The sequence below is a fragment of the Synechococcus sp. Lug-A genome (assembly GCF_024345655.1).
Taxonomy (GTDB): domain Bacteria; phylum Cyanobacteriota; class Cyanobacteriia; order PCC-6307; family Cyanobiaceae; genus MW101C3.
In genome coordinates this window covers 1-26,995 of sequence record NZ_JAGQBN010000026.1, presented here as the reverse complement: position 1 = coordinate 26,995, position 26,995 = coordinate 1, and the positions used below count along the sequence as shown (strand labels likewise).

The following is a 26,995-nucleotide window of genomic DNA, read 5'->3' as shown; positions in this document are numbered from 1 at the left end:
GCCGCCTCCCGCCCCGGCACCAGCGGCCCAACCCGCCGCGGCCGCAGCCGCCCCTGGTGCTGCTCCTGCTCCCACGGCGGGAGCAGGCGTGCTCGCCGGCCTCACCCCCCTGCCCAGCAGGCAACAGGTGCTGGCGGCTGCTCCAGCCGATCGCGCTGATCCCTTCGCCCCGGTGATTCGGCCCCGGCCCACGGGAGCGGCGGCTGCTGCCGGCGGCGATCCCTCCCGGCCGTCCGCTCCGGCGCCCCTGCGCCTTCCCGATGATTTTCGCTTCAGCGGTGTGATTGCCATTTCGGGTGTGCCCCAGGCCCTGGTTCAGCGCTCTGAACAGAGCGGCACCGTGGTGGTCGGCGACCAAGGCGGTCGCTCCACGCGCCTGCTTCCCAACGGCTGGGTTGTCACCTCCATCGATGTCCAGAACGGCAGCCTGCGCATGCGGCAGGGCAAGCAGACGATCAGCGCAGCGCTCAGGCCCTCCTGAACGGTCCGCTGATCCCCGCCACGCAGGCGCGCACCAGCCCCTGAAGGTCATGGGGGTCAGCTTCCGCATCGACCCGGCCCAGCAGCTCCAGGCAGCGGGCACTGGTCTGGGGACCGATCGAGATCAGGGCGACCCCCACCAGAACCTCCCGCCACGCGTCGCCGAAGCTGTGCTGCAGCAGCGCGGAGGTGTGCTGGACGGTCTTGCCGCTGCTGAACGTGAGGGCATCCACCTGGCCGGCCCGCAGGGCGGCTGCCGTCGCCAGGGGCAGTTCCTGCGGACAGCGCGATTCGTAGGCCGGCACCTCGACCACGCGGGCGCCGGCGGCGGCGAAGGCGTCGCCCAGGATGGTGCGGCCGCCGCTCTGCACCCGGGGCAGCAGCAGCCGCAAGCCCCAGCCTGAAACGGGGAAATGCTCGATCAGGCTGTCGGCCACGAAGGCCGGCGGCACGAAATCGGCCGGGGTACCGAGCCGTTCCAGCCGGCTGGCTGTTGAGGCCCCCACGGCGGCGATCTTCACGCCCCGGGGCCGGTCCGCCAGGTTGCTGCCGATCCGCTCCAGCCGCGCCTCCACCGCCTCCACGCCGTTGGCGCTGGAGAACACCAGCCAATGGAAGTCTTCGAGTTCGGCCAGGGCGTCGTCCAGGGGGCCCCAGCTGTCCGGTGGGCCGATCACCAGCGCCGGCAGGTCGAGCACCCGGGCGCCGGCTGCCTCGAACAACCGGCGCGCTTCACCCAGCTGGCTGGCCGCGCGGGTGACGACCACGCAGCGCTGCTGCAGCGGCGGCGACGTCATGGGCGGCGGTGTCAGCGGCTCCGGCACGGCTCAGCCCTCCAGCTTCACGATGGCGCCGGCCTGCTGACGCAGCCGGTCGGCTTCTTCAGCGCGGCCCTGCTGGCGCAACAGGCTGATGGCTGTGCGGAAACTGCCGCGCGCCGCCTCGATGTTGCCACCCAGCAGCTGGGCGGCTGCCAGGTTCTGGTGGGTTTCGGCGTGGTCAGGGGCGAGCTGGCGGGCCGCCTCGTAGGCCTCGAGGGCACCGGCGATGTCTCCCTGGCGCCGGCGGACCAGACCAAGGTTGTACCAACCCAGCGCCACCTCGGGACACAGTCGCACCGCCGCGTCACAGAGACGGTTGGCCTCCTCCAGCGCACCGCGTTGCACCAGAAGGGCAGCAAGGTTCAGCCGCGCCGCCAGGCTGAGGCGGGGGTTGAGGCCGAGGGCCAGGGCCTCCTGGTAGAGCTGCTCGGACCGCGCCGGTGTGGTGCTGGCGTGGCCGATGCCCAGATGCAGGAGCAGCTCGTAGCGCTCCACGCGGGCCGAGGCGGGGCAGTGGGCGAGGGCCGCCTCCAGCAGGGCAAGGCCCCGTTCCCGGTTCCCTTCACTGATCTCCAGGCCGCCCAGTTTGGCGCTGGCATAGGGATCGTTGGGCGTCGCGATCAGCTCCTGCTCCATCGCCTGGCGCAGGCGCTCTGCCTTGCGGCCGGCCAGCAGCAGATCGGGGCGGTAGCCGTCATGCACCAGGCAGGGCTGGGAGCAATCGGCGATGCGCCAGTGGGGTTCGGCCGTCAGCACCGCCGCCACGCTGTCGTCGACCATCGCGTGATAAGCCTTGCTCCAGCGGATGCCTGGATGGCGGCGGAACAGGCGGCTCACGTTCGAATAGGGCGACTGCCGGGCGCCCCGCTCGTAGCGCAGCAGGTTGATCAGCAGCACGTCCGGCTGGGCCATCAGCGCCTTGAGGGCCGGCCGCGCTTCCGGCAGCAGCTGCTCATCGGCGTCCAGCACCAGCACCCAGTCGCCCTGCACCAGTTCCAGGGCCGCGTTGCGCGCCGGGGCGAAGTCGCCCGGCCAGGGCAGCGCATGCACGGTCGCCCCCTGCTGCCGGGCGATGGCCACCGTGTCGTCGCTGGAGCCGGTGTCCACCACCACCATCTCCTGCACGAAGCCCGCCACCGAGTCGAGGCAGGCCGCCAGCCGCTCGGCCTCGTCCCGCACGATCATCGACAGGCTGAGCATGGGAGCGGCTCGGGTCTGGGGGCGAGGCTAGTGCCCCTCCCTTACGGGTTCAGTCGGTGAAGCCCCCCTCCAGAGCGCTTCGCGGCAGGCCTAGCCGCTCCAGCAGCTGGGCCTGGGCCAGGGGCATCTGGGCCAGGCTCAAGCCGGCCGGGAGGTCGGGCGGCAGCAGGGGCTGCAGAGTTTCCCAGAGGTAGGGGCTGCCGTAGACCGCCAGGCCGGCCAGGCGGGAGGCCGCCAGCAGTTGCCGCACCACGGCGGCCCAGTTTTCCTCGCCGCCTGCGCTGCCCCGGAAGGGATTGCCCCGCACGAACAGTTGGAGCAGCACCGGCCCCTGCGGCAGCCGCTCGATCGCCAGCGGCGCTTCCGGGTCGGCGCGCCAGGGACTCGGGGCGCGGCCATCAATCAGCACCGGCGCGTAGCCCTTGCCCAGCGGGCGCTGCAGCGCCGGCGCCAGTACGGGCAGGAAGGGATTGGCCAGGGCGCTGTCGACCCGGATCAGGTTGACACCGGGCCCCGGCGGCAGGCCGCTGGGCCCCTGGCTGCTGGTGCTGAGCTGCACCAGCTCTCGGCTGAGCTCCAGATCCTCTGCCGTTTCCAGTTGAGCCACCGCGTGGGCGAGCTGCAGCAGGGGCCTGGCTGCTGTTGGGCTGTCAGCGGCTGTGACCGGCGGGCGCAGGCGGGCCAGTGCGGCCTCACGCCGGCGCAGGCTCTGCGTGAGTCGCGCCAGGCTGATCCGGCCACTGCTGAGGGCTGCCACCAGCGCATCGATCGCGGTGTGGGCATCGGCCGGCATGAGCAGCAGGTCGGCTCCGGCTTCAAAGGCCAGCACCGCCGCTTCCCCCGCTCCCCAGCGCGCCGCGATCGCCTCCATCACCAGGGCGTCGGTCACCACCAGACCACCGAAGCCGAGATCCACGCGCAGCAGGCCCTCCAGCACCCGGGCCGAGAGGGTGGCGGGACGCTCGGGGTCCAGGTCGCTCAGCTGCAGGTGCGCGGTCATCACCGCGCCCACACCGGCAGCGATGGCGGCGCGGAAGGGCGGCAGCTCGATCGCCTCCAACCGCTGGCGGTCGTGGGGGAGCACCGGCAGAGCCAGGTGCGAATCCACCAGGGTGTCGCCGTGGCCGGGGAAGTGCTTGGCACAGCAGAGCACTCCTTCAGCCTGCGCCGCCGCCACAAAGGCGGCGGCCAGGGCGCCTGCCGTGGCCGGATCCTCCCCCCAGGCCCGCACGTTGATCACCGGATTGGCGGGATTGTTGTTGACATCGCAGACGGGGGCCAGCAGCCAGTTCAGGCCCAGGGCGCGCGCCTGGCGGGCTGTGCAGCGGCCATAGCGGCCAGCCAGCAGCAGCGCCTGCTCCGGGGCGCTGGCGAACAGGCGACCGAGTGCCAGCGGAGGAACCAGCCAGGTGGCGCCCTCGAACCGCTGCCCCACCCCCTCTTCCACATCGGCGCAGAGCAGGAGGGGATGGCGGGCCCAGCCGCTGAGCTGCTCGGTGCGCAGGCGCAGTTCCGCGGCGCTGCCGCCCAGCAGGATCACGCCGCCCACACCGGCGGCAAGCAGGTCCTGCAGATCGCCGTTGGGAAGCTCCCAGCGGGGATAGCGGCGCTGGCCGTCGCTGAGATGGCCGCTGCCGCGCACCACCAGCAGGCGGGCGACCTGCTCCCGCAGGCCGGGGGAAGGGGCCTCAGTCACCCCGGTCGTCGGCGTCGCTGCCGCCGGACACCTCATCGCCGCTGATCGGTTCCTGATCGCTGCCTGGGGGCACGTCGCCCCGCCGCTCCCGTTCGCGTCCCAGTTCATTGAGCAGACCGAGCACCGCGGTGCCCCGCTCCAGGCCCCGGTCGAGATGGAACACCACCTCAGGCGTGCGGCGCATCTTCAGGCGACGGCCCAGCTCGCCTTTCACATAGGCGCTGGCGGAGCGCAGGCCCTCCATGGCTTGTTCGCGATCGGCGTCGCTGCCGTAGATGCTCACGAAGATCTTGCAGTGCTGAAGATCGCCGGCCACGTCCACATTGGTGACGCTCACCATGCCCAGCGACACCCGCTCGTCCTTGATGCCGTTCACGAGCAGCTCGCTGATCTCACGCCGGATCAGAGCTGCGACCCGCTCGACCCGTCGGGTCTGTGCCATTGCTAAGCCAGTGGTGCTGAGCCAACCATCGCACGCAGCACCAGCGAAAGGCTCACCAGCCCACTCACCAGCGCCCCCACCAGCGCCACGGCGGTGACCGGGTTGCTGCGCCGCCGGGCCAGCGGTTCAAGCACCGAGTTGAACACCCCGAGGCTGAAGGCGATCAGATAACGCGGGTAACGGGTGACGTTGAGGAAGAACTCTTTCATGGGGCAGGCCTTGGAACGATGGTGAGGAGCAGGGGGCGCGGGGTGCGGGGCAGTGAGGCGCGGGCCTGGGCCTGGCTCAGGGGGGGTGCTGAAGCTGAAGCCGACGCACCCATCTGCACGCGGGTCTCGTTTCGATGGCTACTCTGCCGCCACCGGGTCAGGGTCGCCGATGCTGGAACTTCACCAGTTCAGACATTCCGCCTTCTGCGAGAAGGTGCGCCTGATTCTGGCCGCCAAACGGCTGGACTACACCGTGGTCGAGGTCACGCCGGGCTTCGGCCAGCTGGCCCTGTTCCGCCTCTCTGGCCAGCGCCAGGTGCCGGTGCTGGTGGACGGCACTGAGGTGATTGCCGATTCCTCCGCGATCGCTCTGCATCTGGAGGCCCACTACCCCACGCCCTCACTGCTGCCGGTGGACCCCCGCGCCCGCGCCCAGGTGCTGCTGCTCGAAGACTGGGCCGATACGGCGCTGGCGGCCGGAGGCCGCATGGCCCTGCTGCAGGCGATGGGCACCGACAGCGTGGTGCGTGGCGCCCTGTTGCCCGACGCCACCCCGGCTCCCCTGCGCTCCCTGCTGGGTGCCCTGCCGACGGATCTGTTCGCCGGCGTCGGCGAGGTGATGGGCCGCTCGGAGCGCCAGCAACTGCAGACCAACCTTGAGCAACTGGCGGCGCTGGTGAGCCGCCACCTTTACCTGATCGGCGATCAGCTCTCGCTGGCCGATCTGGCGGTGGCGGCCCAGTTGTCGTTGCTGCTGTTTCCCGCCAGCGCAGGTGCGCCACTGGCGGGCCGCGGCGTCGCCGGTGTGGCGGACCATCCCCTGCTGGAGGGGCTGTTCCGCTGGCGTGACGCCATCTACGCCGAGGTGGGGCGGCAGCCTGAACCGGTCAACTCACCTGACCCTCAGACGCCGGCAGCGGCGTCGTAGGAATCCGCTGCAGATCCAGGCTGAAGCGGTGGGTGCTGAGCGGCACGGCCGCCAGCCCGTCCTCCGGCGAGGGGTAGGTGGCCTGCCACTGCAGCGCGTGTAAGCGGTCAGGCTGATCGAACCCTGCGCTGCTCGCGGTGCCGCTGGGCCCAGGACCTGACGGGAGCGCAGCCAGCTCGTAGCGGGTGAGGGTTTCCACCCGGCTGATCCGGGTGCCGCCGGGGCCATGCACCACCTGCAGGGCCAGCTCATCGGCGATGAAACGGTCGCCAGCTGCCGCCTCGGTCCGCCGCCCCACCACCGTGGATTCCAGTGACAGATCGCCGCGCAGAGTGGCGAGCTGCCGGTTGGGGTTGGCCGGGTCGTTGGCCACGGTCAGCAACTGGGGTCCCAGCAGCGCCTTGCCTACCTGGGCGGCATTGAAGGCCCGATCCCCCACCAGCTCGCCGTGCCGGTTGCGCGCGAAGCGCACCCGATACGTCAGTGGAGCAGTGCTGCCGGGCGCCACCTCTGCGCTGCGCACCTCCCAGGTGCCTTCAAAGACGTCGGGGTACACCAGGTCGCGGCGGCCGGGGCGCGGCAACGGCGCCGGCAGGCTCCACTCGGGCCAGTCGGCCAGCCGTTCCGCCAGCACTCCACCCCCGGCAGGGTTCAAACCCGTCCCCGCGTCCAGCCCCATGGCAGCACCCGAGGGCCAGATCGCCAGCAGCACCGCCAGCATGGGGCCCATCAGTGCGGCTGCCATGTCCGATCCCCTGCTGCGCGAACTCGATCATTACGTGGTGCTGGAGCCGTCCGCTGCGGAAACCTGTCTCACGGCCGCTGAAACGCTGCGTTGGCTGGAGACCACCCTGGCTGCCATGGCCACACCACCGGCCGAGCTCGCCCACCTGCCCAGTGATGCGGCCCGCGCCCAGCGCCTGCTCGACACCGCCTGCGAGCTGGAGGTGGAGCCGGGCGTGGCTGTGCAATGGTTCGCGGTGCGGCTGGAGACACCCAGCCGCCCGGACTGAGTCCCCCGGTTCAGGAGGCCGGATCTGACGGACCCTCAGGTGCTTCCGGCGGCTGCGGCGGCTCCTTGAGCACAGCGGGAAGGGCCGCCAGCAGCTGGTCGGCCACGGCCTGCGGTGCGCGGCCGTCCTGCAGCACCTGCAGATCGGCCTCGGCATAGAGCGGCCGGCGCTGCTGCAGCAACTCCCGCAGCCGAGCGCCTGAATCCGGGCTCTGCATCAGCGGGCGGGGGGTGGGATCTGCGGCGAGCCTCTCCAGCAGCAGCCCTTCAGGGGCATCGAGCCACACCACCACGCCTTGCCGCAGCTGTCCCCAGTTGGCCGGCCGTGTGACCACCCCACCGCCGGTGGCCACCACCAGCGAGTGCCAGCTGGCGATGCTGCCGAGCACCTGCGTTTCCAGCTGTCTGAACCCTTCTTCTCCATCGGTTTCGAACACCGCGGCGATCGAGCGTCCGGCCGCTGCCTCGATCACCTGGTCGGCGTCGATGAAGCGGTAGCCGAGCGCGTCGGCCAGGGGCCGGCCGACGGAACTCTTGCCCGCCCCCATCATCCCGATCAGGTAGATGTTCATGCCGCTGAGCCGTTTCCTCAGGGCCTGGTGCGGATGCGCAGGGGCGGCGGACATGGTGGGGAGATGGAACGATGCAGGGAGGAGATCCCTAGGATGACTCCTGAGGCTTTCCGGTGATGACGGCACCTGCCACCAGATCCCAGCGCCATGGCCGCGGCCGCGGCTGCGTGATCACCCGCAGGGCCACCTTCAGTGCCAGCCATCTGTATGTGCTGCCTGAACTCACGCCCGAGCAGAACCAGGAGCGCTTCGGCCGCTGCAGCCTGGCTCCCGGCCATGGCCACAACTACGAATTGATCGTGGCGATGGCTGGCCCGCTCGATGGTGACGGCATGGTGCTCAACCTCTCCGAGGTGAAGCACGCCATCCGGCGTGAGGTCACCGATGCGCTCGATTTCCGGTTCCTCAACGCGTGCTGGCCGGAGTTCGATCTGCGCCGGCCCGAGGGCCGCCTGCCCACCACCGAAGCCCTCTGCCAGGTGATCTGGCAGCGGCTGGCTCCCCACCTCCCCGTGGTGGGTCTGCGCCTCTACGAGCAATCCAACCTCTGGGCCGATGTCCTCGGCGATTCCATGGAAGCCTTCCTCTCGATCCGCACCCACTTCGCCGCAGCCCACCGTCTGGCCCGGCCCGAGCTCTCGATGGCTGAAAACGAAGCCATCTACGGCAAGTGCGCCCGCCCGCACGGCCATGGCCACAACTACCTGCTCGACATCACCGTGCGCGGCGCGATCGATCCCCGCACCGGCATGGTCTGCGATCTGGCCGAGCTGCAGCGGTTGGTGAATGACCTCGTGGTGGAGCCCTTCGACCACACCTTCCTCAACAAGGATGTGCCCCATTTCGCCGACTGCGTGCCCACCGCCGAGAACATCGCGCTGCACATCGCCGATCTGCTGAGCGCTCCCGTTTCCGCCACCGGTGCCACGCTCCACAAGGTGCGGCTGCAGGAGAGCCCCAACAACGCTGCCGAGGTCTATGCCGAGGTGCCGCAGCTGGAGATGCGCCCGCTGGCGCTCGAAGCCCTCGCCTGCGCCTGAGCCACTCCGCCGCCACCCTCCCGCTGCCCCAGCTGCGGTTGGTGCTGGCGATCAGCCTTGATGGCCGCCTAGCTCCCGCCGGGGGCGGTGCTGCCCAGCTCGGCGGTTCCGGCGATCGCGCCGTGCTGGAAGAGTCCCTCGCCTGGGCTGATGGCTGCCTGATCGGAGCCCGCACCTTGCGTGTGCACGGCAGCACCTGTCTGATCCGCGAGCCCGGCTTGCTGGCCCGGCGCGCCGCCCAGGGCCGTTCACCGCAGCCGCTGGCCGTGGTGGTGAGCCGCAGCGGCCTGCTTGGGCCCGCGTTGCCGTTTTTCAGCCAGCCGCTGAGCCGTTGGCTGCTGCAGGCCGCCGGCCCAGCTCAGCCGCTGCCGCCGTTACCTGCCGGCTTTGAGCGCCGGCTGCAGCTGGATCACTGGCCCGCCTGTCTGGCGGAGCTGCGCGCCCTGGGGCTGGAGCGTCTGGTGCTGCTCGGGGGTGCCGAACTGGCGGGAGCCTTGCTGGCTGCCCAGCTGGTGGACGAGCTGCACCTCACCCTGTGCCCGCTTCTGCTGGGCGGGACCCACAGCTGGCTGCCGGCGTCGGCGCTCGCCGCGGCTTCGGCCTGGGAGCTGCTGGAGCACCGCGACCTCGGTGGCGGGGAACTGCTGCTGCGCTACCGGCGCACAGATCCCCTGGCCCCCCGTCAGGGGGAACCCTGAGAGCTGAAGCGGCGCCCGAGATCTTCCAGCGACACATCCTTCAGGCTCTCGGGCGGCAGGCCCAGCAGCTTGGCGGCGCAGCGCTTCGCCACCACCTCGCTGTCGTCGCCGAAGCGGCCGCCCACCATTTCGGTGATCACGCCGAGGGTGCGACCGGTGGCTTCCGATTCCCGGATCAAGCAGGTGCTCACGGGCCCCGCCAGCTGGCGGCAGGGTTGGCGCAGGCTCTGCTCCAGCCTGGTCTCGCCCCCTGCGCCCAGGCGCACACACAAATCGGCCAGTCGGTTCTCCAGCTGGGGACGCATCAGCAGCAGCAGGGGTTGCAGCAGGCTCGCCTGCGCCGGCTGGCCGCTGCCAGCGGTGGCAACGAGCAGGCCCAGCCCCAACAGCCTGGCCAGGGGATGACCCTTGAGGGTTCGGTGGCGCACCGTCATCCGTCTCCTGTGGTTAGTTTTGCGTCCGGCGCGATGCACGAGCGTGGTCCGGCGGCATGGCTGAACTTGAGACCCGCTGGCACCCCTCCACGGCCGGGCTCAGCGAAATCCAGTGGCAGGAACTCTGCGGCGCTGCCGGGATCCCCTTCTTCAGCTGGCGCTGGCTGCATGGTCTGGAGGCCTCCGGCAGCATCGTTCCCCGTCAAGGATGGCAACCCTGCCACCTGGGGGTGTGGCGCGGCGACGCGCTGGTGGCCCTGGCGCCGCTCTACCTGAAGGGCCACAGCTACGGGGAGTTCGTTTTCGACCAATCCTTCGCGCAGCTCGCAGGACAGATGGGCCTGCGCTACTACCCCAAGCTGGTGGGGATGAGCCCGGTGAGCCCGGTGCAGGGGTACCGCTTTCACATGGCCCCCGGCGAAGACGAGGCCGCGCTCACCCGCCTGATGCTCGAGGAGATCGATCACTTCTGCCGGGAGCAGCGGCTGTTGAGCTGCAACCTGCTGTACGTCGATCCGAGCTGGCAACCGCTGGCGGAGGCCGCTGGCTGGGCTACCTGGCTCAACCAGCAGAGCCTCTGGAGCAACCCCGGTTTCGCCAGCTTCGACGACTATCTGCTCGGCTTCAATGCCAACCAGCGGCGCAACATCCGCCGTGAGCGCCGCGCCGTTGCAGACGCCGGCCTCACGGTGAGCCCACTGGTGGGGGAGGAGATCCCGGCAGTGATGCTGGCGCGCATGCATGGCTTCTATGAGCAGCACTGCGCCCGCTGGGGGGCCTGGGGCAGCAAATACCTCACCGAGGAGTTCTTCCGCTACGCGGCCGAACACCTCCGCCACGACCTTGTCCTGTTCAGCGCCCACCGCGGCGATCCGCTGGTGCCGGTGGCGATGTCCCTGTGCGTGCGAAGTCAGGAAGGGCTGTGGGGCCGCTACTGGGGCAGCAACGAGGAGATCGAGAACCTGCACTTCGATGTCTGCTACTACGCCCCGATCGAGTGGGCGATCGGTCAGGGTCTGCGCTGGTTCGATCCCGGTGCGGGCGGCAGCCACAAGCGCCGCCGCGGCTTCGTGGCTCAGCCGCGGGCCAGCCTGCACCGCTGGAGCGACCCCCGCTTCGATCGCCTCGTGCGCCAGTGGCTGCCGCAGGCCAACGCCCAGCTGCTGGAGGAGATCGAAGCCGTCAACGCGGAGCTGCCGTTCTGTCGGCGGGAGTTGCCCCTGGCAGCGGCCTGATTCCTACGATCAGCCGATGAACACTCTCCTCAGCGAGCGTGACAGCCTCGATGAACGGCTGTCGCAGCGCTCCATCGCCCTCGATCCCGCCGGCTACTTCCTGATCAAGGTGGATGCCGTGGCCGGTGAGTTGGTGGCCGAGCACTACAGCAACGGCATCGATGATCGCGGCCTCGCCACCGACCCCGACACCGGTGAGGTGCTGAGCTGCCGCGGCAACGGGTCACGCACGCCAGTGGCCACCTACCGGGGCCGGAGCGCCAAGGAACTCGGCATCCGGCTCACTGAAAGCACGGAACCGTTGCCGCTCAGTCGCCTCGACCACGCCCTCTATATCGGGCGCGAACTGCAGAAGGCGGAAGCCTGCCTCCACAGCGGGCTTCCGTATGTTCAGGATTGAAGCCCTGGGGGGAAGCCTGCCGGAGTTCAGGCGGGCTGCAGCTCCTTCTCCACGCTGGTGGCGGGAGGGAGTTCGGGCGGCAGTGTCTTGAGCTGCTCCTGGATCTCCATCGTCACCACGCTGCGATATTCCAGGAAGTGCTCGTTGTGGGCCAGCACCACCAGGAACTGCTCAAGCTGGCTCGGATTGCGACGGGCGATGTCGAGCATGTAGCGCCAGAAGCGGGTGCGGGTGTTGCGCCTGATGCCTTGCCTCCACACCACGATGCTCAGGGCGCGCACGTCACTCATGGCGGGAAGTTTGGGCAACCCTGTCGACGGTCGCAGGAACTGATGCCAGCGCGGCGCCCCTACCTTGAGGTAGTAGCTGTGCACCCGGTCCATGTAGGCATTGGGCTCGTAGAGCGCGCAGAACGCATCGACGTATTCATTGGCGATGTCACGGATCGGCCGGGTGGGCACGAAGTTGAGCAGGTTTGTCTGGTTCACGCCCTTGGCGGCGGCTTTGTCCTGAATCAGACGGCCTTCCTTCTCCAGCCGGTGCCACAGCCCGGTGTTCGGCAGGGCCTGGAGCATGCCCATCATCGCGGCGGGGATACCGGTGCGAGTCACGAACTCCACGATGCGCTGGCCGGCACCGGTCTTTTCACCATCGAAACCGATGATGAAGCCAGCCATCACCCGGATGCCATACGAGGTGATCCTGTCGACGGACTCCTCCAGGGAACTCCGGGTGTTCTGGAGTTTTCGCGCCGTTTCAAGGCTGGCTTCGTCCGGTGTTTCGATGCCCAGGAACACGCTGTCGAAGCGGCTCTCCGCCATCATCTGCATCATCTCCTCGTCGGAGGCGAGATCGACAGAGGCTTCAGTGGCAAAGCTGAAGGGGTAGTCGTGTTCGATCTGCCACTGCTTGAGTGCAGGCAGCAACAATTTGGCGTTGCGTTTGTTGCCGATGAAGTTGTCATCCACCAGGAAGATCGAACGCCGCCAGCCCAGGTCGTAGAGGAACTGAAGTTCGGCGATCAGTTGTTCCGGGGTCTTGGTGCGTGGCTTGCGCCCATACAGCACGATGATGTCGCAGAACTCGCATTGGAATGGGCAGCCCCGCGAGAACTGCACCGACATGGAGTCGTAAGCATCCAGCTCAAGCAGGTCAAAGCGCGGGATCGGCGTGCCGGTCACATCCGGCTTCTCGCCGTTGGAGCTGAACCGGCCACTGGAGGCGCCGCTTTCGATCGCCTCGATGAACATCGGCAGGGTGATCTCCCCCTCGTCAAGCACCTTGAAGTCGGCGAGATCGAGCTCAGGTGCGTCGGGTGTGGAGCTGGCGAAGGGGCCGCCCACGGCCACCGGCAGGCCCCGCTGCTTGGCTTTGGCAATCTGGGTGGCCATGTCGGCCTTCTGCACGATCATCCCCGAGATGATCACCAGCTCGGCCCAGGCCCACTCCGCCTCGGTCACCTCGCGCACGTTGCGGTCGGCCAGCTTGAACTCCCAGTGCTGCGGCAACAGGGCCGCCACAGTCACCATGCCGAGTGGGGGAAGCAGAACCTTCCGATTGACGAGCTCGAGGATCTTCTCGTAGCTCCAGAAGGTCTTGGGAAATTCCGGGTAGATGAGCAGGGCGCGCATGCCGTTCCGGGTGAGGGGGAGACACGAAACCCACGCCGCTGGAGGCGGCAGGGAACTGCCGTGAGTAGCAGCCACCCTAGGGGCTCCTCAAGGAAGAAGGCTTGTTCTGCTCTAATGGGTGGACGATTTCGCATCCATCGCCATGGGCATTGCGCTCTATCTGGGTCTCGTGGCTGGTGGTCTGGTCACCGCCTTCGCGCTTACCACCGTGCTGCGCGGCATCAAGCTGATCTGAGGCGACTCCACAGCCTTCAGCAGTTCAAGGCAGTCAGCGGCTCTGAGGCCCCTCAGGCCTCCTGGAGCAGCAGCCGTCCCCGACCTCGGGCCAGTTCCAGCACGGCAAGTGTGAGTCCCACCGACCCCATCAGGGCGAATGTGGCGGGCAGTCCCACCCGCAGGCTGAGGGCCGCGGCCAGCAGACCGCTCAGGCCCCCACCCCCAAGAAAGGCGATCTGAGCCAGCCCGGCCATGCGGCCGCGCAGCACCACCGGGGCAGCCACCTGCGTGATCAGGCTGCTCCCTGCCAGCAGGCAGGCGGTACCGGCACCGATCAGGAAGGTGGTGAGCAAGTGGAAGCCGCTGCCCAGCGGCGCGGCCATCAGCAATTGGCCCAGGGCCGTGAGCAGTGTGGCGCCACCCAGCAGCAGGGAAGGGCGGCGGCTGAGCCAGGCGCTGTGGCGCTGCAGCAGCAATCCTCCGCAGATGCTGCCGGCCGCCAGCACGCTGGTGAACAGGCCGAGCTCCTGGGGGCTTGGTCCCAGCACCTCTGCGGCGATCAACGGGGCCAGCCCCGGATGGAAGAACACCGCCAGGCAGGCCAGCCCGGTGAACACCAGCACGTGGCGCAGCGGCGACCCGCATTCCCGCCAGGCAGTTCCCAGGCTGGAGCCCGAACCACCGCCACTGCGCTGCTCCGCGTCCCGGTGCGGTGCCAGCAACCACACCACCGTGGCGATCGGCAGCAGATAGGAGGCGGCATCGATCGTGAGCGTGGCCGTCGGACCACTCAGGGCGAGCAACATGCCTCCCACCGGTGGACCCACCAGCTTCCCCACGTTGAACACCACCGCGAAACTGGCCAGATAGGGGGCCAGCTGCTGTGGCTCCTCCACCAGCAGGGCGCAGTACTTCTGGCGCGCCGTGAGCTCAAAGGCGCTGGCGAGCCCCACCACGAGCGTGCTCAGCATCAACAGTGCCACCTGGGCCGTGCCGGTGAGCAGGGGAATGGTGATCGCCCCGAGGGCAGCGCCGACCACCAGCCCCCACTGGGACAGCACCAGGATCCGCTCACTGCCGAGGCGGTCGGTGAGCACCCCGGCCGGGCCGCTCACCAGCAGGCTGGGCAGGGCCAGCGCCGCGAAATTGACGGCCAGCAGCAAGGGGTTGCGTGTGCTGTCCATCAGGATCCAGGCCTTGGCCGTGAGGCCGGCGAAGGATCCGGCCGTGCTCAACCCTGAAGCGATCAGGAAGGTGGTGCGTTGATGCCGCCGGATCCAGCCCTTCAATCGCTGCTGCCGCGCGAGGCTCGGGCCTGAAGCACTATTGCCGCCGAGCCCACCACTTCCCCTTCCAGGTCGTAGGGATGGGCCGCGGTGATCCGCACGGGCACCATCTGGCCCGGGGAGGCGGTCAGGCCGCCCTCGCCCGGCTTCACCCGCACATCGCCATCCACATCGGGCGCGAAACGGGCGCAACGTCCGATCAGTTCGCCGGTGGCAGGGTTCTCCTGCTCGATCAGCACATCGACGATCCGCCCCACCCAGGCGCCGTTGCGTTCGGCGGCGATCGGCTGCTGCGCTTCCATCAGCCGGTTTCGGCGCTCCTGGGCCACGGCGGCGGGCACGGCATCGGGCAGATCGGCGGCCGCCGTTCCCTCCTCGGGCGAAAAGGTGAACACCCCCACGTGATCGAAGCGCTGCGTGGTCACGAAGTGGAGCAGGTGCTCAAAGTGCTCCTCGGTTTCGCCTGGGAAGCCCACGATGAAGGTGGTGCGCAGCACCGCCTCGGGCAGCAGCTCGCGGATGCGATCCAGCAGGTCGCCGTTCACGTTCGCCTGCCAGGGGCGGTTCATGGCTCGGAGCACGTCCGGATGGCTGTGCTGTAGGGGTAGATCCAGGTAGGGCAGCACGTTGGCCACTTCCCGGTAGGCGGCGAGCACCGGGGGCGTCAGGCCCGTGGGGTAGGCGTAGTGCACGCGGATCCAGGGAATCTCCACCTCGCCGAGGGCGCGCAGCAGCTCCGCCAGCTGCGGACGCCCGTAGAGGTCGAGGCCGTAATTGGTGGTGATCTGGCTGATCAGGATCAGCTCCTTCACCCCCTGAGCCGCCAGTTGCTGCGCTTCCGCCACGATCGACTCGATCGTGCGGGAGCGCTGATCGCCGCGCAGCTTGGGAATGATGCAGAAGGCGCAGCGGTAGTCGCAGCCTTCGGCCACCTTCAGGTAAGCCACCGCCTCCGAGGTGGTGCGATACCGGGGCAGGTGCTCATCGGCCACAAAGGTGGGGGTGGCGCTCACCCGGTTCACCCGTTCGCCTGCCTCCACCCGCCGCAGCACCTCCACGATGTGCTGATAGTCGCCGGTGCCCACGATCGCCCTGGCTTCCGGCAGGGCATCCAGCAGTTCCTCCTGGAAGTGCTGGGCCAGGCATCCCGCGATGATCAGTTCCTTGCCCTGCTCGGCCAGCTCCACCAGGGTGCGTACTGATTCTTCGCGGGCGTCCTGGATGAAGCTGCAGGTGTTCACCACCACCACCGAGGCCTCGCTCTCATCGGCGCTGACGCCATAGCCGGCTTCTGCCAGCAGGCCGAGCATGTGCTCGGTGTCCACCCGGTTCTTTTCGCAGCCGAGGTGCGCGAAGGCCACGGTGGGCGGACGGCTGGCCTCCACAGGAGCGCCGGCCGGCGAATCCGGAGCGAGGGAAGGGGCGGAACCGACCAGCGAGGAATCGATGCCGGCCCTGACGGCGGCTTGGCGCATGGGGGAGGGAAGACCGGGGCCGTCGAAGGGCCAAAGGAACACCCTATGGGAGAAGAGCCGTTCGCCGGCACACGCCCCGCGCCCAGATGGGCGGGTGGTGACCTCCGGCCCGCCGGTGGGCGCCCCGAAACGGAAGCTGCCACAATCGCTGCAGCGAGCGTCAGTCCTTTGACCCCCTCCCGTCTTACCAGCCGACTCAGTAGCCGTCGCCGCGGTGAATCGGGCACCCGCTGGGCGCGGGTGGCCATTGCCGTGCTGGCCACGGTCGGTGTGATTGATACCGGTGCCATCACCCTCAAGCGCTGGGGCCTGATCGGCCCCCTCAGCTGTCCTGGTGGTGGGGATGGCTGCGACAAGGTGCTCAGCAGCGTCTGGGGCAGCCTGTTCGGCCAACCCCTCTCCCTGTTCGGTTTTCTGGCCTACGCGGCCTTGCTGCTGCTGGCGGTGGTGCCGCTGGTGGTGCGCGGCGAGCGTGGCAGCGACCTGCAGAGTCGCAGCTGGTGGGGCCTGTTCCTGCTGAGCGGCGCCATGTCGGTGTTCAGCCTCGTGCTGATGGGCCTGCTGATCTTCAAGATCCAGGCCTTCTGTTTCTTCTGCGTGCTCTCCGCGCTGCTGAGTGTTTCAGCCTTGGTGCTCAGCCTGATCGGTGGTGATTGGGAGGATCCTGGCCAGCTGGTGTTCCGCGGTGTGCTGGTGCTGCTGGTGGTGGGTCTGGCGGGCCTCGGCTGGGCCGCCTCCGTCGACCGTCCGGCTGCCCTCAGCACCCAGGGCATGCCCCCCGAGGTGGTCCGGCCCAGCACGCCGGCCACAATCGCCCTCGCCAAGCACCTGAAGGCGGAGGGAGCGGTGATGTATTCGGCCTATTGGTGCCCCCACTGCCACGAGCAGAAGGAGCTGTTCGGCAAGGAGGCGACCAAATCGCTCACCATCATTGAGTGCGCCCCCGATGGCGCCAACAGCCAGACCGCCCTCTGCAAGGAGAAGAACGTGCAGGGCTTCCCCTCCTGGGAGATCCGCGGCCAGATCACATCCGGCGTGAAGCCGCTCGCCGGCCTTGCCAATGCCTCTGGCTACACCGGACCGACTGACTTTTGATCCTGACTTCTGAGCGGTGGCTCCGCCCACCAACTGCTGAGCTGTCCCCAAAGCAAAGCTCCCCTTGCTGTCCCTGAAGCTCGAGGTGCTGAGGCCAGGGGGCTGAACAGCTAGGAGCCAAGGGCCAGGGCCTTCTCCAGTGGCGCCGTGCTGATTGTCTGCCCCTGCTGCTGCACGGTGTGGCGTTGCCAGAAGGGTTGGGAGCCGGGGCAATCGGTGCGGAAATGCCCCCCCCTGCTTTCGGTGCGAAAGAGGGCGGCCTCCATCAACAGCTCTCCCAGTTCCAGCTGCCGCAGCAGATCCTGCAGCGGTCGGATCAGCCCCAGCTGATCAGCGGGAAGTTCCAGCTGATCTGAAGGCGCCAGCTGCGCCACCTCGGCCAGCAGAGCCAGCCTCTCCATCGCGCTGCGTTGCTCCTGGATCGCCGCCAGGCCCTGACGCAGGGCCGTGCCGCGTCGCTCAACGCCGGCCACCCGCCAGCAGCGGCGTCGCAGCGACGCCACCTGAGCGGCAATCGTTTCAGCGCTCACACCGCGGCTGAGCCCGGGGCTCACGCCGGCGGGCCCGGCCCCGTTGCCCCCGAAGCTTCCCACAGAGCCGGAGAACAACATCGCCCCCGGAGCTCCACTTCGTGCAGTAACTGGGCGCGGTGCCGTGAAGGTGTCGTTCAGCTGGATCCGGCTCAACTGGCGGGCGAACACAAGACATTCCATCAGCGAGTTGCTCGCGAGTCGGTTGGCCCCATGCACCCCCGTACAGGCCACTTCCCCCACGGCATACAGGCCAGGAAGGCTGGTGGCGGCGTTGAGGTCAGTGCTGACGCCTCCCATCCAGTAGTGGGCCGCGGGAGCGATCGGGATCGGTGCATCGGCCGGTTCAAGGCCCAGTTGGCGACAACGGGCCAGGATCGTGGGGAACTGCTTCTCCATCCGTGCGCCGCCGATGGGGCGCAGATCGAGCCAGAGGTGGTCCACACCTTGCTCGTGCATCGTGCGCACCAGCGCCCGGCTGACCTGGTCGCGAGGCGCCAGATCCCCGCCCGCCAGGGCGCGCACTGGGCTGCGGCCCTGCCTGTCGAGCAGCTTGGCGCCTTCACCCCGCACGGCCTCAGAGATCAGGAAGTGAGGAGCGCCGGGGAGCATCAGCGCCGTGGGGTGGAACTGAACGAACTCCAGGTCACGCACCTGGGCTCCCGCCCTCCAGGCCATGCCCACGCCGTCGCCGGTGGCCTGGCTGGGATTGGTGGTTTTCTCGAACAGATGTCCGCCGCCGCCACTGGCCAACACCACGGCCCCTGCACGCAGCCAGCGCACCTGGTCGCCCTCCAGCACCTGCAGCCCCTGGCAACGGCCGGCTTCGACCCAGAGCTGCAGCGCCATCACCCCCTGGCAACGCACCAGCAGGGCACGCCGCTCAACCGCCCGCTCCAACGCATCCACCAGGGCGCCGCCGGTACGGTCCTGGGCGTGCAGCACGCGGCGATGGCTGTGGGCTGCTTCAAGTGTTGTGCTGAGGCTGGCGCCATCCCGATCAAAATCCATCCCCAGCTGGAGCAAGCGTTCCACGCAGCGGGGGGCTTCATGAACGAGCAACTCCACGGCCGCAGGATCACAGAGCCCTGCACCGGCCTTGAGTGTGTCCTCCCGGTGGCTGGCAAAGCTGTCCTCGGGGCGTGTCACGGCGGCGATACCCCCCTGCGCCCAGCGGCTGGCCGAGCGCGGGCCCCGCTCTTTGCTGAGCAGCAGCACCCTCAGTTCACTCGGCAGCTCCAGGCAGGCCATCAGGCCGGCAGCGCCCCCGCCGACCACCACCACATCCCAGGTGGTCGCCAGCGGTGGCTGGGAAGACGACGGCCTGGGGGTCGATGCAGTCAACGGAACGACAAAAAAGCCGCCGGATGAACCCCGGCGGCCAGATGGGAATCAGAAGAGAGCTGGATCAGCGGTAGACACCATTGTTGATGCGGTCAAAGCCTTCGTTGAGGGCAATGGAAGGAGGAGTGATCGTGAAGTTATCGCGGTACTTCTCAAACAGCTCCTTCTGGCGCTCCGTGAGGTCAAGGCTGAGCACGTCGTCAATGGATTCGTAAGGGCCGCCCAGCACGATCTTGCCGGCCAGCGTGGGGTACATCCCAGGGAATTGCTGGAAGCTACGGACCGGAGAGTTGTTGAGGTCCACCTTCCCGACGGCAGCGGCGATCTTGTCGTCCGCCACGTTGCGCGGGGCATCAGCGAAGGCCGCAGGGGGCAGAGCCATGGCCATCAGCAGGCCCGCAAGAAGCACACCACTCATCAGCCAGGCAACCACCCGTTTCATCGAAAATCTCCTGTTGAGGCAGCCGGTCGGCACCGCGGCAACGCTACAGCGGCCCACTGCGATCCCTGCACCGCAGCCCCCTGGCTTTTGCAGTTCTTCAATCGGCCCATGAACGGGCGGGAGGCTTCGCTCCAGATCAGACCTCCCTGGCCTTGGCCCTGCTTGAAAGGCCCAGCCGGAGCCGCTCAGCAGGTGGGATCAGATCAGTCCGCTCAGGTGCGGGCTCAACAGCGCTGCACCCAGGAAAATCCCATCAACCGCGAGGGTGGTGATCAAGGCGGCTGCCGCCACCCGACCACTGGCTCCCTGCGGCCACCAGCGCCGCCCAAGCAGGATCAGCCCGGTGGCGATCGTGGCGATTTCGATCAGCGCCAGCGGCTGCAACACGAGCTCCGCGGCTTTGCGCAGCAGCTCGGGCGCCTGCTCGGCTGGTGCCTGAAGCACCTGGGGCCAGAGGGGCATCACGCCCGTGAGCAGCATGGCGCCATCCGTGCAGGCCGTTCCCAGCAGGGAGGCGAGGTAGAAAGCCCCGGCGCTCCGCCAGCGGGTCGAGAGTCCGGCCCAGGCGATTGGCACAGCGAAGGCTTCGACCGGCAGATGCCAGGCCGGGTGCAGACGGAACCACCCCCAGAACAGACAACCAGCCAGCCAGCTGCCGCTGAAGCCCACCAGCACGCCGCCCAGTTCGCGCCACTGGCCCTGGCCGCGCCAGCCGAGCAACAGCCCGGCGCTCAGCAGCACGGTTGTGAAGGCGGTGGCGCTGGTGGGATGCAACCGCACCCATGGCGCCTGCAGAAACACCGGCAGGGCCACGAGCATCCCCACGGCGACCGGCAGGAGCCAGCGCAGCTCGCGAGTGGCAGGGGAGTGCTTCGCTGGCCAGGTGCCCCTCGATGACCGTGGTAGAGCCAGAACCACCTCGGGGGATCGCTCCAGGGTTGAGACGCGGGCAAGGTAGAGCGAAACCCCGGGCACCTGTACGTATGAAGAAAGGTTGCCAACCTTAGGGGATTGCTGGGTGGCTGGCGGGAGCCGCCCGCCATAAGGTCACGTCATGTCCTGACGACCGTCCCCATGCCTCCTGTCCTTCCGTCCCAGGCACCGGGACTGCTGGAGGCCTGCTGGCAGGCCCTTGTGCTGGGTGTGGTCCAGGGACTGACCGAATTCCTGCCGATCAGCAGCACCGCCCACCTCAAGGTCGTGCCCGTGCTGCTGGGTTGGGGTGATCCCGGCGTCGCCGTCACGGCCGTGATCCAGCTCGGCAGCATTACCGCCGTGGTGCTCTACTTTCGCCGCGATCTGCTGGATGTGGGGGTGGGGATGTCCCGGGCCTTCCGCCATGGGCAATGGCGTGATCCGTCCGCCCGACTTGGACTGGCCATGGCTGTTGGAACCTTGCCGATCGTGGCCGCCGGAAGCGCCATCAAGCGCTTCTGGAGCGGCTACGAAACCTCCGTGCTGCGCAGCATCCCCTCGATTGCGATCGTCTCGATCGTGATGGCGCTGTTGCTGGCCTGTGCCGAAGTGGTCGGCCGTCGCCGCAAGGAACTGCCCCAGGTGCGTCCCGTTGATGGCCTGGTGGTCGGGCTTGCCCAGATGCTCGCCATCATCCCCGGCGTGTCCCGATCCGGCAGCACCCTCACGGCCTCGCTGTTCGATGGCTGGCAGCGCCCTGCCGCCGCGCGCTTCTCGTTTTTACTCGGCATACCGGCGATCACCCTGGCCGGGCTGGTGGAGCTGAAGTCGGCGTTTGCCGCCAGCGCCTCGCTGGGCCCGCTGCCTTTGCTGGTCGGAATCCTCTCTGCGGCGGTGGTGTCCTGGCTGGCGATCGCCTGGTTGCTCCGTTTCCTTCAGGCCCACAGCACCTGGGTGTTCGTGGCCTACCGGCTCGTTTTCGGCGTCGCATTGCTGGTCTGGGCTCGTCAGGCGGCCCCGGCCTTGCTCAATTGACGGCAGCCGGCAGGAGCGTTGCTGCAAAGAGCAACCCCGCGTGCCCAGCAGAGCCCTCGCGACCTGGCCCACCAGCCACCCCTGCTGGGTTCCACACTGGAGCCTGATGCCCACCGCCCGATGTGGAACGAACCATCCGCCGGCCTGGCGTTGGCCGATGCCACCCCGGGCCGTCAGCCCCAGCCCGCCGTTGTGGCCACTGTGGAGCCCGGTTCGATCGGCGAAGACCTGGGCTTCCAACCCGGTGATCGGCTGCTGAGCATCAATGGAGTGCGTCCACGCGACCTGATCGATCTGCAGGTACTGGTGGGCGAAGAGGAGCTGGTGCTTGAAGTGGAGGATCCTGGCGGCGAGCGTCATCGGGTGGAGCTGGAGAAGGAGGCTGATGAGGGGCTTGGGCTCGGCTTCACCGAGGCGCTGTTTGATGGCCTGCGGCAGTGCAACAACCACTGCCCCTTCTGCTTCATCGACCAGCAGCCGCCGGGGCGTCGCGGCAGCCTCTACCTCAAGGACGACGATTACCGCCTCAGCTTTCTGTACGGCTCTTACCTCACCCTCACCAACCTCACTGCCGCCGATTGGGAGCGGATCGAACAGCAGCGGCTGTCGCCGTTGTTCGTCTCCGTCCACGCCACCGATCCGGCTCTGCGCAGCCGCCTGTTGGTGAATCCACGTGCGGGCTTGCTGCTGGAACAGCTCGTCTGGTTCGCCGAACGTCGCCTGCAGATCCATGCCCAGGTGGTCGTCTGCCCTGGCCTGAACGATGGCCCTGCCCTCGAGCGCACCCTCAAGGATCTGGCGGGGTTTGCGTCGGGGTCCTGGCCTGCCGTGCTCTCTGCCGCAGTCGTGCCCGTTGGCCTCACCCGCTTCCGCCCCAGTGGTGATGGCCTCAGGCCTGTTGATCCTGCCTGTGCCGGGAGGGTGATCGCCCTGGTGGAGCGGCTGCAGCAGGGTTTCCAGCAGCAGCTCGACACTCGTTTCGCCTGGCTGTCCGATGAGTGGTACCTGATGGCCGGTCAGCCGCTGCCGGAGCGCCTCAACTACGAGGATCTGCCGCAGCAGGAAAACGGCGTCGGCAGCATTCGCGCCTTCCTCGAAGCGCTGGATCGGGCCACCACCTCCCTGCCGAAGCGCCTCGCCGTTCCACGGCGTGTCAGTTGGGTGGTGGGTGGACTTGTGGCCGGTGCGCTCTCGCCTGTGGTGGAGCGGCTCAACGCAGTGCAGGGGTTGACGTTGCAGTTGTTCGGCTTGCCCAGCCCCTACTGGGGGCAGGATCTGGTGGTCACCGGCCTCTTAACGGGTTCAGATGTGTTGGCGGGGCTGGCCGGGGCGGATCTCGGCGACATGCTTCTGCTACCCGGGGTGATGCTGCGGCAGGGAGAGCCGGTGTTCCTCGACGACCTCCCCCTTTTTGCGATCAAAGACCGTCTGGGGGTGCCGATCCGGGTCGTGGATGGGGCAGATGATTTCGTGTCTGTCTGCGTCGGCGCTCTTGCCCATCCTCCTTAAACTCAGCTGGTTATCAGGTCTCACGACGCGTGCGCCCCTCCCTCCTTGCTTCGTGTGCTCTGGCAGGGATGGTGTTCCTTCCGCTGGGCGCCCGTCCATCCCTCGCACAGAGCACCTCAGTCCTTCCTTCTGGCCCAGACACCACTGCTCAGAAACCCACCACCACCGCTGAGCCAAGCTCCAAGGCTGCGGGCACTGCTCCGTCTCCTGCCCAGCCTTCCACTGCCGGCTCTGGCGCCCTGCCCACTGCTACCGAGCTGAAGGGGGAGCGCCCGCTGTCCGATCCCTCGGTGCTTGCACCGGCTGCTCGCCAGTTGCCCGAAGCGCTGCAACCGTTGGTTGCCCCCCCGCCGCTTGCACTCCCGGATCTTCCTTCCCAAGTGAGAATCCAGCAGCTCCGTCCATTGGGCCTGCAGGAGGTGGAAACCCTGGCAGAGGTGAACAACCCCAACCTCAAGGCAGTGGCGTCACAGGTTGAGCAGGCGCAGTCCAATCTCAGGGCTCAGATATCGGCCTGGTATCCCACAATCAACCTCACCACCCAGAACAACTTCCCGTCACTCCGTAATAACTACAGCTTCCAGAACTCCGCCACCGGACTGTTTGCTCCTACCGGTGCCACCATTGGTGCCCGGATCGGTGCCTCGATGAATATCGGCATCAATTGGGATCTGATCAATCCGCAGCGGGTTCCCCAGATTTCCGCAGCACGCGATTCCTTCGAGAAAGCGCAGAACCAATACCTGATTGCCCTACGAGATCTTCGTTTGCAGGCTGCCCAGGCTTATTTCGACCTTCAGCTCAGCGACGAGGGTGTGAGGATCGGTCAGGAGTCTGTGCGGGCCTCCCTTGTCAGCCTTAAGGATGCTCGTGCACGGTTCCAAGCGGGTGTCTCTACCAAGCTGGATGTGCTTCAGGCTGAAACCCAGCTTGCCCGCGACCAGCAGCTACTCACCAACCAGTTGTCCTCCCAGTCGATTGCCCGCCGCAGCCTGGCCGCTCTGCTCGACCTCCCTCAAGACATCACCCCGACGGCCAAGGAGCCTGCGCGGGTTCTTGCCACCTGGATTCCCTCGTTGCAGGAGAGCATCGTGGCGGCTTTTGCGTTCCGCGAGGAGCTCGATCAAGTGTTGCTCGACATCTCGATTGCGAACAGCAATGCCAACGCTTCCCTCGGTGCAACGCAGCCATTCTTAAGCATCGTCAATAACTTTGGCTGGGATCGCAGCAATGGTCAGACCAACGTCCCGGAGGGTCAGTCGATCAACTTCGACAATTTCTCCTACTCTATTGACAACGCCATTGGTCTGAATCTTCGCTGGACGCTCTTCGATGGCGGACGCGCTGCCGCCGAGTTCCGTCAGCAGAAGCAGGCTGCGGAGCAGAACCGCTTCAATTTCGCCAGCCGGAGGGATGCCATCCGCTTTGAGGTGGAAACTAGTTTCTATCAGCTGCTGCAGAACAACCGCGACATCACCACCACGTCCCGGGAGGTGATCTCTTCCCGTGAAGCGCTGCGGTTGGCCAGGCTGCGGTTTCAAGCCGGCGTCACCACCCAGCGGGAAGTGGTCGACAGCCAGCGCGACCTCACCCAGGCGGAGGTGAGGTACGCCACCGCCGTCACCGACTACAACAAGCGCTTGGCGGAACTGCGCCGTCGTACGGGCCTTGATCAGGTGGCCTTCTGCAAGCCTCCGGCATTAAAAGCGGTCAAGCCGGCCGTCGATCCCGCCACCCAGATTCCAATCGATCCCCAGCCGCTCCAACCTGCCTGTCAGGCGGAGGTCCGAGGGCCCGGTGGCGCAGCACCGCTTTCCCCCTGATCGCCACTTCCCTTTTGGCTGACTTGGTTCCGTTGATAGGGTCACGGTGTCGTCGCCGACCACCCGGATGACCCAAGCAGCGACGGCGCGGCCAGGCCTTTCGTTCGTCACCACCATTCGGTTGGGTCTGTTCCAGGGATCGCTCGGTTTTCTCGCGGTTGTGTTTGCCGGTCTGCTGAACCGGATCATGCTCAGCGAACTGGGCTTCCCCGGTTTGTTGGTGGGCGGAGCACTGGCTTTCGAGCAGTTCGTTGCCCCGTCGCGCATCCTTTTCGGCCAGATTTCCGATCGCCACGCCATCGCCGGCCGGCATCGCACGCCTTACATCTGGGCGGGCAGCGCTTGTTTCTGCGCTCTGGCGGTGTTGGTGGTTCCCTTGATCTTCCGCCTGGCGGAGGCCATGGACAGCGCTGACGGCCAGGGGGTTCTGCTGGGGGTGGTGCTGTTGTGCGGGCTGTTTGCCTTCTATGGGCTGGCGGTGTCGATGGCCACCACCCCGTATCTCGCCCTGGTGATCGACCGCACCCAGGAGCAGGAACGCCCCCGGGCCGTGAGCATCATCTGGTGCATGCTCACCATCGGCATTGTGATCGGTGCCATTGCCATTTCTTTGAGCCTCCGCGGCCTCGATGGCATCACAGATCGAGCCACCCTCGAAACGGTTCTCGGGCCATTCATGCTGCGATCGGCCGGGCTGGTGTTCCTGCTCACGCTCGTGGCCACCTGGGGGATCGAGCCCGCCCGGGCTGGTGAATCACTGAGCAGCGCCGCCGATCGCGACGACGCCATCACCCTGTCGCGGGCCTGGCGTCTGATCCGATCAAGCGCGCAGGTGGCGATCTTCTTCACCTTCCTGATTCTTTTCACCCTGGCCCTGTTCCTCCAGGACCCGATCCTGGAGAGCTATGGAGCTGATGTGTTCGGCATGCCCATCGCCGCCACCGCGTCACTCAATGCGCTCTGGGGGTCCGGCACATTGGTGGGTCTGATCCTGGCCGGTCTGTGGATCGTGCCGCGTCTAGGCAAATTCGCGGCGGCCCGCCTTGGCTGTCGACTGATCCTGATCTCCTTATTGCTGCTGCTGCTGGCCGGCTTCACCGCCCGTGTGGCAGTTCTGCAAGGGCTGATGATCCTGTTCGGCCTGGCTTCCGGCATCGGAACCAACAGTGCGCTCTGCCTGATGCTTGATCTCACCCTGCCCGAGGCGGCCGGCACTTTTGTCGGGGTGTGGGGCCTGGCCCAGGCATTGTCCCGGGCCATCGCCAAGTTGCTCGGTGGTGGCCTGCTCGACCTTGGTCGAGCACTCTTCCCTTTGCAGGGACCCTTCCCCCCCTTCGCTCTTGTGCTGGGCATCGAGGCACTGGTCGCACTGGCTGCCTTGCTGATGCTCAGCCGCGTCAATCTGCACCGGTTCCGCGAGGACACCAGCCGCAGCCTCACCCAGGTGCTTGCCATGGAGCTCGGATGACCTTTGCCCACGCGTTGCCGGCGGATGCGCTGCGGCTCAACTCCCTGCTTGATGCGGTGGCAGAGCGGCAACGCAACGATTTTGGCCATATGGCATTCGAAGCCAAGGCCGATGGCAGCTTGATCACCGCCTGCGATCGCTGGAGTGACGAGACCCTGGTGCAGGGCCTGGCTGAGCTCTATCCCGGCGAAGGGGTGCTGAGCGAGGAGGGGAGGCATCTTGTCCCTGCCACAGAGGCGTTCTGGGTGGTGGATCCCCTTGATGGCACCACCAACTTTGCGGCGGGCATCCCTTACTGGGCCATTTCGATGGCCCGCTTCGAGGCGGGAGTTCCCGTGTTGGCCCTCCTTGATGTCCCTCCGCTGCGACAACGCATCGTGGCGGTCCGGGGCCAGGGAGCGTGGCGTAACGGCAAACGTCTCTTGCCGCCGTCCACCCAGCAGCTGCAGACCGGTTGTGCGTCCCTGTGCAGCCGGTCGATCGGCGTGCTGCAGAAGCTCCCCGACCGCAGGTTTCCCGGCAAGATCCGCCTGCTCGGTGTGGCCAGCTTGAACCTCGTCAGCGTGGCAATGGGCCAGACCGTCTCAGCTCTGGAGGCCACGCCCAAGATCTGGGATCTGGCCGCGGCCTGGCTTGTGCTTACAGAGCTGGGCTGCTCTCTGCAGTGGCTGCAACGCAGTCCCACCGCTCTAGTAGCAGGCGAAAGCCTTGCGAGCACAGACTTTCCGGTGCTTGCGGCGAGCAATAGCGAGCAGCTGGCACGATTCGCGCCATGGGCGGAGGCCTTGGTTGAAGCGGGGGGGTGAGTTTGTGTGCTAGTTTTTTGGACTGCGCGGGAGCCGAGAGGCGAGCGCTGCAGGGCTTACGGAGAAGGAGGCGCGAGCCGACGATGCTGTAAGTTTTGAAAGCGGCTGAGGAAGCCGCGAGAGCCGAACCCTGAAGAAGGGGGAGGCGCACCTGGACAACTAAAAAGTTTAGGAACTGACGCTTTTGCTGCGTCATGACTGAAGGAGGAGAGCGCGGAAGCGCTGCCTTTGGAGGGAGTGACGAACGTGCAGC

Annotated in this window: 27 protein-coding genes and 1 pseudogene; 14 read left to right on the top strand and 14 right to left on the bottom strand. The window is 67.5% G+C overall.

Annotated elements, in window-relative coordinates:
- Positions 1 to 481: pseudogene (locus tag KBY86_RS14585) on the top strand (hypothetical protein); the annotation flags it as partial.
- Here KBY86_RS14585 and KBY86_RS14580 read toward each other — a convergent pair.
- Genes KBY86_RS14580 through KBY86_RS14560 form a run of 5 tightly spaced genes read right to left on the bottom strand, consistent with a single transcriptional unit; the run spans position 468 to position 4,848 of the window.
- Complete coding sequence (locus KBY86_RS14580) at positions 468 to 1,277, bottom strand: uroporphyrinogen-III synthase (protein ID WP_255141655.1); 810 nt, start codon at positions 1,275 to 1,277, stop codon at positions 468 to 470. The pseudogene KBY86_RS14585 and the gene KBY86_RS14580 sit on opposite strands and share 14 nt — an antisense overlap.
- A 30-nt stretch (positions 1,278 to 1,307) precedes the next feature.
- Complete coding sequence (locus tag KBY86_RS14575; protein ID WP_094514811.1) at positions 1,308 to 2,501, bottom strand: glycosyltransferase; 1,194 nt, start codon at positions 2,499 to 2,501, stop codon at positions 1,308 to 1,310.
- 49 nt (positions 2,502 to 2,550) lie between these two features.
- Positions 2,551 to 4,233, bottom strand: coding sequence for a glycoside hydrolase family 3 N-terminal domain-containing protein (locus KBY86_RS14570; protein ID WP_399221640.1), 1,683 nt, complete (start codon positions 4,231 to 4,233; stop codon positions 2,551 to 2,553).
- Positions 4,190 to 4,639, bottom strand: a complete 450-nt coding sequence (gene rbfA / locus KBY86_RS14565) for a 30S ribosome-binding factor RbfA (protein WP_255141653.1) — start codon at positions 4,637 to 4,639, stop codon at positions 4,190 to 4,192. Before rbfA ends, KBY86_RS14570 begins: the two co-directional genes overlap by 44 nt.
- Positions 4,640 to 4,641: 2 nt before the next feature.
- Positions 4,642 to 4,848, bottom strand: coding sequence for a DUF751 family protein (locus KBY86_RS14560; RefSeq protein ID WP_094514805.1), 207 nt, complete (start codon positions 4,846 to 4,848; stop codon positions 4,642 to 4,644).
- 169 nt (positions 4,849 to 5,017) lie between these two features.
- Here KBY86_RS14560 and KBY86_RS14555 point away from each other — a divergent pair, with 169 nt between their 5' ends.
- Entirely contained in the window at positions 5,018 to 5,776 is a 759-nt protein-coding gene (locus tag KBY86_RS14555) for a glutathione S-transferase family protein (RefSeq protein ID WP_255141651.1), read from the top strand.
- On the opposite strand, the gene KBY86_RS14550 is transcribed toward KBY86_RS14555, so the two are convergent.
- Complete coding sequence (locus tag KBY86_RS14550; protein WP_255141650.1) at positions 5,736 to 6,521, bottom strand: DUF6816 family protein; 786 nt, start codon at positions 6,519 to 6,521, stop codon at positions 5,736 to 5,738. The genes KBY86_RS14555 and KBY86_RS14550 overlap by 41 nt on opposite strands.
- Here KBY86_RS14550 and KBY86_RS14545 point away from each other — a divergent pair.
- A complete protein-coding gene (locus KBY86_RS14545; RefSeq protein ID WP_255141649.1) occupies positions 6,520 to 6,789 on the top strand; it encodes a chlororespiratory reduction protein 7 in 270 nt (89 codons plus the stop codon). The genes KBY86_RS14550 and KBY86_RS14545 overlap by 2 nt on opposite strands.
- Before the next feature lie 10 nt (positions 6,790 to 6,799).
- Here the strand turns inward: KBY86_RS14545 and KBY86_RS14540 are convergent, their stop codons facing one another.
- Complete coding sequence (locus KBY86_RS14540; RefSeq protein ID WP_255141648.1) at positions 6,800 to 7,414, bottom strand: shikimate kinase; 615 nt, start codon at positions 7,412 to 7,414, stop codon at positions 6,800 to 6,802.
- A 62-nt stretch (positions 7,415 to 7,476) separates the two neighbouring features.
- On the opposite strand from KBY86_RS14540, the gene KBY86_RS14535 reads away from it, so the two are divergent.
- Together KBY86_RS14535 and KBY86_RS14530 are read left to right on the top strand one after the other, a co-directional pair.
- Positions 7,477 to 8,400, top strand: coding sequence for a 6-carboxytetrahydropterin synthase (locus KBY86_RS14535; protein WP_094514789.1), 924 nt, complete (start codon positions 7,477 to 7,479; stop codon positions 8,398 to 8,400).
- A gap of 38 nt (positions 8,401 to 8,438) precedes the next feature.
- Positions 8,439 to 9,098 carry a dihydrofolate reductase family protein gene (locus KBY86_RS14530; protein ID WP_255141647.1) on the top strand — a complete coding sequence of 220 codons (660 nt, stop codon included), beginning with the start codon at positions 8,439 to 8,441 and terminating at the stop codon, positions 9,096 to 9,098.
- Here KBY86_RS14530 and KBY86_RS14525 read toward each other — a convergent pair.
- A complete protein-coding gene (locus KBY86_RS14525) occupies positions 9,083 to 9,532 on the bottom strand; it encodes a hypothetical protein (RefSeq protein ID WP_255101446.1) in 450 nt (149 codons plus the stop codon). The two genes, KBY86_RS14530 and KBY86_RS14525, sit on opposite strands and share 16 nt — an antisense overlap.
- A gap of 56 nt (positions 9,533 to 9,588) precedes the next feature.
- Between KBY86_RS14525 and KBY86_RS14520 the strand changes: the two genes are divergently transcribed.
- Entirely contained in the window at positions 9,589 to 10,767 is a 1,179-nt protein-coding gene (locus tag KBY86_RS14520; RefSeq protein WP_094514779.1) for a GNAT family N-acetyltransferase, read from the top strand.
- Positions 10,768 to 10,783: 16 nt separating this feature from the next.
- Positions 10,784 to 11,167 (top strand): DUF4346 domain-containing protein, encoded by a 384-nt coding sequence (locus KBY86_RS14515; RefSeq protein ID WP_094514774.1) that lies wholly within the window; start codon positions 10,784 to 10,786, stop codon positions 11,165 to 11,167.
- Positions 11,168 to 11,193: 26 nt separating this feature from the next.
- Here KBY86_RS14515 and KBY86_RS14510 read toward each other — a convergent pair whose 3' ends face one another.
- Positions 11,194 to 12,798, bottom strand: coding sequence for a B12-binding domain-containing radical SAM protein (locus tag KBY86_RS14510; protein WP_094514770.1), 1,605 nt, complete (start codon positions 12,796 to 12,798; stop codon positions 11,194 to 11,196).
- 118 nt (positions 12,799 to 12,916) lie between these two features.
- On the opposite strand from KBY86_RS14510, the gene KBY86_RS14505 reads away from it, so the two are divergent.
- Entirely contained in the window at positions 12,917 to 13,033 is a 117-nt protein-coding gene (locus tag KBY86_RS14505) for a cytochrome B6 (protein WP_233133140.1), read from the top strand.
- 52 nt (positions 13,034 to 13,085) lie between these two features.
- Here KBY86_RS14505 and KBY86_RS14500 read toward each other — a convergent pair whose 3' ends face one another.
- Positions 13,086 to 14,303: an MFS transporter gene (locus tag KBY86_RS14500; RefSeq protein WP_255141646.1), complete on the bottom strand. Its 1,218-nt coding sequence runs from the start codon at positions 14,301 to 14,303 to the stop codon at positions 13,086 to 13,088.
- Positions 14,300 to 15,775, bottom strand: coding sequence for a 30S ribosomal protein S12 methylthiotransferase RimO (rimO, locus tag KBY86_RS14495; RefSeq protein ID WP_255141644.1), 1,476 nt, complete (start codon positions 15,773 to 15,775; stop codon positions 14,300 to 14,302). The genes KBY86_RS14500 and rimO overlap by 4 nt, the downstream gene beginning before the upstream one ends.
- A 168-nt stretch (positions 15,776 to 15,943) precedes the next feature.
- On the opposite strand from rimO, the gene KBY86_RS14490 reads away from it, so the two are divergent.
- A complete protein-coding gene (locus KBY86_RS14490; RefSeq protein ID WP_255141643.1) occupies positions 15,944 to 16,870 on the top strand; it encodes a vitamin K epoxide reductase family protein in 927 nt (308 codons plus the stop codon).
- Between the two features lie 110 nt (positions 16,871 to 16,980).
- On the opposite strand, the gene nadB is transcribed toward KBY86_RS14490, so the two are convergent.
- The 3 genes from nadB to KBY86_RS14475 form a co-directional block, all read right to left on the bottom strand.
- Entirely contained in the window at positions 16,981 to 18,651 is a 1,671-nt protein-coding gene (nadB, locus tag KBY86_RS14485; protein ID WP_399221642.1) for an L-aspartate oxidase, read from the bottom strand.
- Between the two features lie 157 nt (positions 18,652 to 18,808).
- Positions 18,809 to 19,186 carry a photosystem II complex extrinsic protein PsbU gene (psbU, locus tag KBY86_RS14480; protein WP_094514757.1) on the bottom strand — a complete coding sequence of 126 codons (378 nt, stop codon included), beginning with the start codon at positions 19,184 to 19,186 and terminating at the stop codon, positions 18,809 to 18,811.
- A 198-nt stretch (positions 19,187 to 19,384) separates the two neighbouring features.
- Positions 19,385 to 20,005, bottom strand: coding sequence for a DUF3120 domain-containing protein (locus KBY86_RS14475; protein ID WP_255141641.1), 621 nt, complete (start codon positions 20,003 to 20,005; stop codon positions 19,385 to 19,387).
- 255 nt (positions 20,006 to 20,260) lie between these two features.
- Between KBY86_RS14475 and KBY86_RS14470 the strand changes: the two genes are divergently transcribed.
- From KBY86_RS14470 to KBY86_RS14450, 5 genes are all read left to right on the top strand, one after another.
- Entirely contained in the window at positions 20,261 to 21,136 is an 876-nt protein-coding gene (locus KBY86_RS14470) for an undecaprenyl-diphosphate phosphatase (protein ID WP_255141640.1), read from the top strand.
- Between the two features lie 120 nt (positions 21,137 to 21,256).
- Complete coding sequence (locus KBY86_RS14465) at positions 21,257 to 22,645, top strand: TIGR03279 family radical SAM protein (RefSeq protein ID WP_255141639.1); 1,389 nt, start codon at positions 21,257 to 21,259, stop codon at positions 22,643 to 22,645.
- A 68-nt stretch (positions 22,646 to 22,713) separates the two neighbouring features.
- Positions 22,714 to 24,468: a TolC family protein gene (locus KBY86_RS14460; RefSeq protein ID WP_255141638.1), complete on the top strand. Its 1,755-nt coding sequence runs from the start codon at positions 22,714 to 22,716 to the stop codon at positions 24,466 to 24,468.
- A 67-nt stretch (positions 24,469 to 24,535) separates the two neighbouring features.
- Positions 24,536 to 25,936, top strand: coding sequence for a BCD family MFS transporter (locus KBY86_RS14455; RefSeq protein WP_255141637.1), 1,401 nt, complete (start codon positions 24,536 to 24,538; stop codon positions 25,934 to 25,936).
- Complete coding sequence (locus KBY86_RS14450; protein WP_255141636.1) at positions 25,933 to 26,742, top strand: inositol monophosphatase family protein; 810 nt, start codon at positions 25,933 to 25,935, stop codon at positions 26,740 to 26,742. The genes KBY86_RS14455 and KBY86_RS14450 overlap by 4 nt, the downstream gene beginning before the upstream one ends.
- Positions 26,743 to 26,995 lie beyond the last annotated feature (253 nt).

Excerpts from the sequence above, each read along its gene's own strand:
- KBY86_RS14580 (WP_255141655.1), bottom strand. The coding sequence starts at position 1,277 with ATGACGTCGCCGCCGCTGCAGCAGCGCTGCGTGGTCGTCACCCGCGCG.
- KBY86_RS14575 (WP_094514811.1), bottom strand. The coding sequence starts at position 2,501 with ATGCTCAGCCTGTCGATGATCGTGCGGGACGAGGCCGAGCGGCTGGCG.
- KBY86_RS14570 (WP_399221640.1), bottom strand. The coding sequence starts at position 4,233 with ATGAGGTGTCCGGCGGCAGCGACGCCGACGACCGGGGTGACTGAGGCC.
- rbfA (WP_255141653.1), bottom strand. The coding sequence starts at position 4,639 with ATGGCACAGACCCGACGGGTCGAGCGGGTCGCAGCTCTGATCCGGCGT.
- KBY86_RS14560 (WP_094514805.1), bottom strand. The coding sequence starts at position 4,848 with ATGAAAGAGTTCTTCCTCAACGTCACCCGTTACCCGCGTTATCTGATC.
- KBY86_RS14555 (WP_255141651.1), top strand. The coding sequence starts at position 5,018 with ATGCTGGAACTTCACCAGTTCAGACATTCCGCCTTCTGCGAGAAGGTG.
- KBY86_RS14545 (WP_255141649.1), top strand. The coding sequence starts at position 6,520 with ATGTCCGATCCCCTGCTGCGCGAACTCGATCATTACGTGGTGCTGGAG.
- KBY86_RS14550 (WP_255141650.1), bottom strand. The coding sequence starts at position 6,521 with ATGGCAGCCGCACTGATGGGCCCCATGCTGGCGGTGCTGCTGGCGATC.
- KBY86_RS14540 (WP_255141648.1), bottom strand. The coding sequence starts at position 7,414 with ATGTCCGCCGCCCCTGCGCATCCGCACCAGGCCCTGAGGAAACGGCTC.
- KBY86_RS14535 (WP_094514789.1), top strand. The coding sequence starts at position 7,477 with ATGACGGCACCTGCCACCAGATCCCAGCGCCATGGCCGCGGCCGCGGC.
- KBY86_RS14525 (WP_255101446.1), bottom strand. The coding sequence starts at position 9,532 with ATGACGGTGCGCCACCGAACCCTCAAGGGTCATCCCCTGGCCAGGCTG.
- KBY86_RS14520 (WP_094514779.1), top strand. The coding sequence starts at position 9,589 with ATGGCTGAACTTGAGACCCGCTGGCACCCCTCCACGGCCGGGCTCAGC.
- KBY86_RS14515 (WP_094514774.1), top strand. The coding sequence starts at position 10,784 with ATGAACACTCTCCTCAGCGAGCGTGACAGCCTCGATGAACGGCTGTCG.
- KBY86_RS14510 (WP_094514770.1), bottom strand. The coding sequence starts at position 12,798 with ATGCGCGCCCTGCTCATCTACCCGGAATTTCCCAAGACCTTCTGGAGC.
- rimO (WP_255141644.1), bottom strand. The coding sequence starts at position 15,775 with ATGCGCCAAGCCGCCGTCAGGGCCGGCATCGATTCCTCGCTGGTCGGT.
- nadB (WP_399221642.1), bottom strand. The coding sequence starts at position 18,651 with ATGGCCTGCCTGGAGCTGCCGAGTGAACTGAGGGTGCTGCTGCTCAGC.
- psbU (WP_094514757.1), bottom strand. The coding sequence starts at position 19,186 with ATGAAACGGGTGGTTGCCTGGCTGATGAGTGGTGTGCTTCTTGCGGGC.
- KBY86_RS14475 (WP_255141641.1), bottom strand. The coding sequence starts at position 20,005 with ATGCTCGTGGCCCTGCCGGTGTTTCTGCAGGCGCCATGGGTGCGGTTG.
- KBY86_RS14470 (WP_255141640.1), top strand. The coding sequence starts at position 20,261 with ATGCCTCCTGTCCTTCCGTCCCAGGCACCGGGACTGCTGGAGGCCTGC.
- KBY86_RS14465 (WP_255141639.1), top strand. The coding sequence starts at position 21,257 with ATGTGGAACGAACCATCCGCCGGCCTGGCGTTGGCCGATGCCACCCCG.
- KBY86_RS14460 (WP_255141638.1), top strand. The coding sequence starts at position 22,714 with ATGGTGTTCCTTCCGCTGGGCGCCCGTCCATCCCTCGCACAGAGCACC.
- KBY86_RS14455 (WP_255141637.1), top strand. The coding sequence starts at position 24,536 with ATGACCCAAGCAGCGACGGCGCGGCCAGGCCTTTCGTTCGTCACCACC.
- KBY86_RS14450 (WP_255141636.1), top strand. The coding sequence starts at position 25,933 with ATGACCTTTGCCCACGCGTTGCCGGCGGATGCGCTGCGGCTCAACTCC.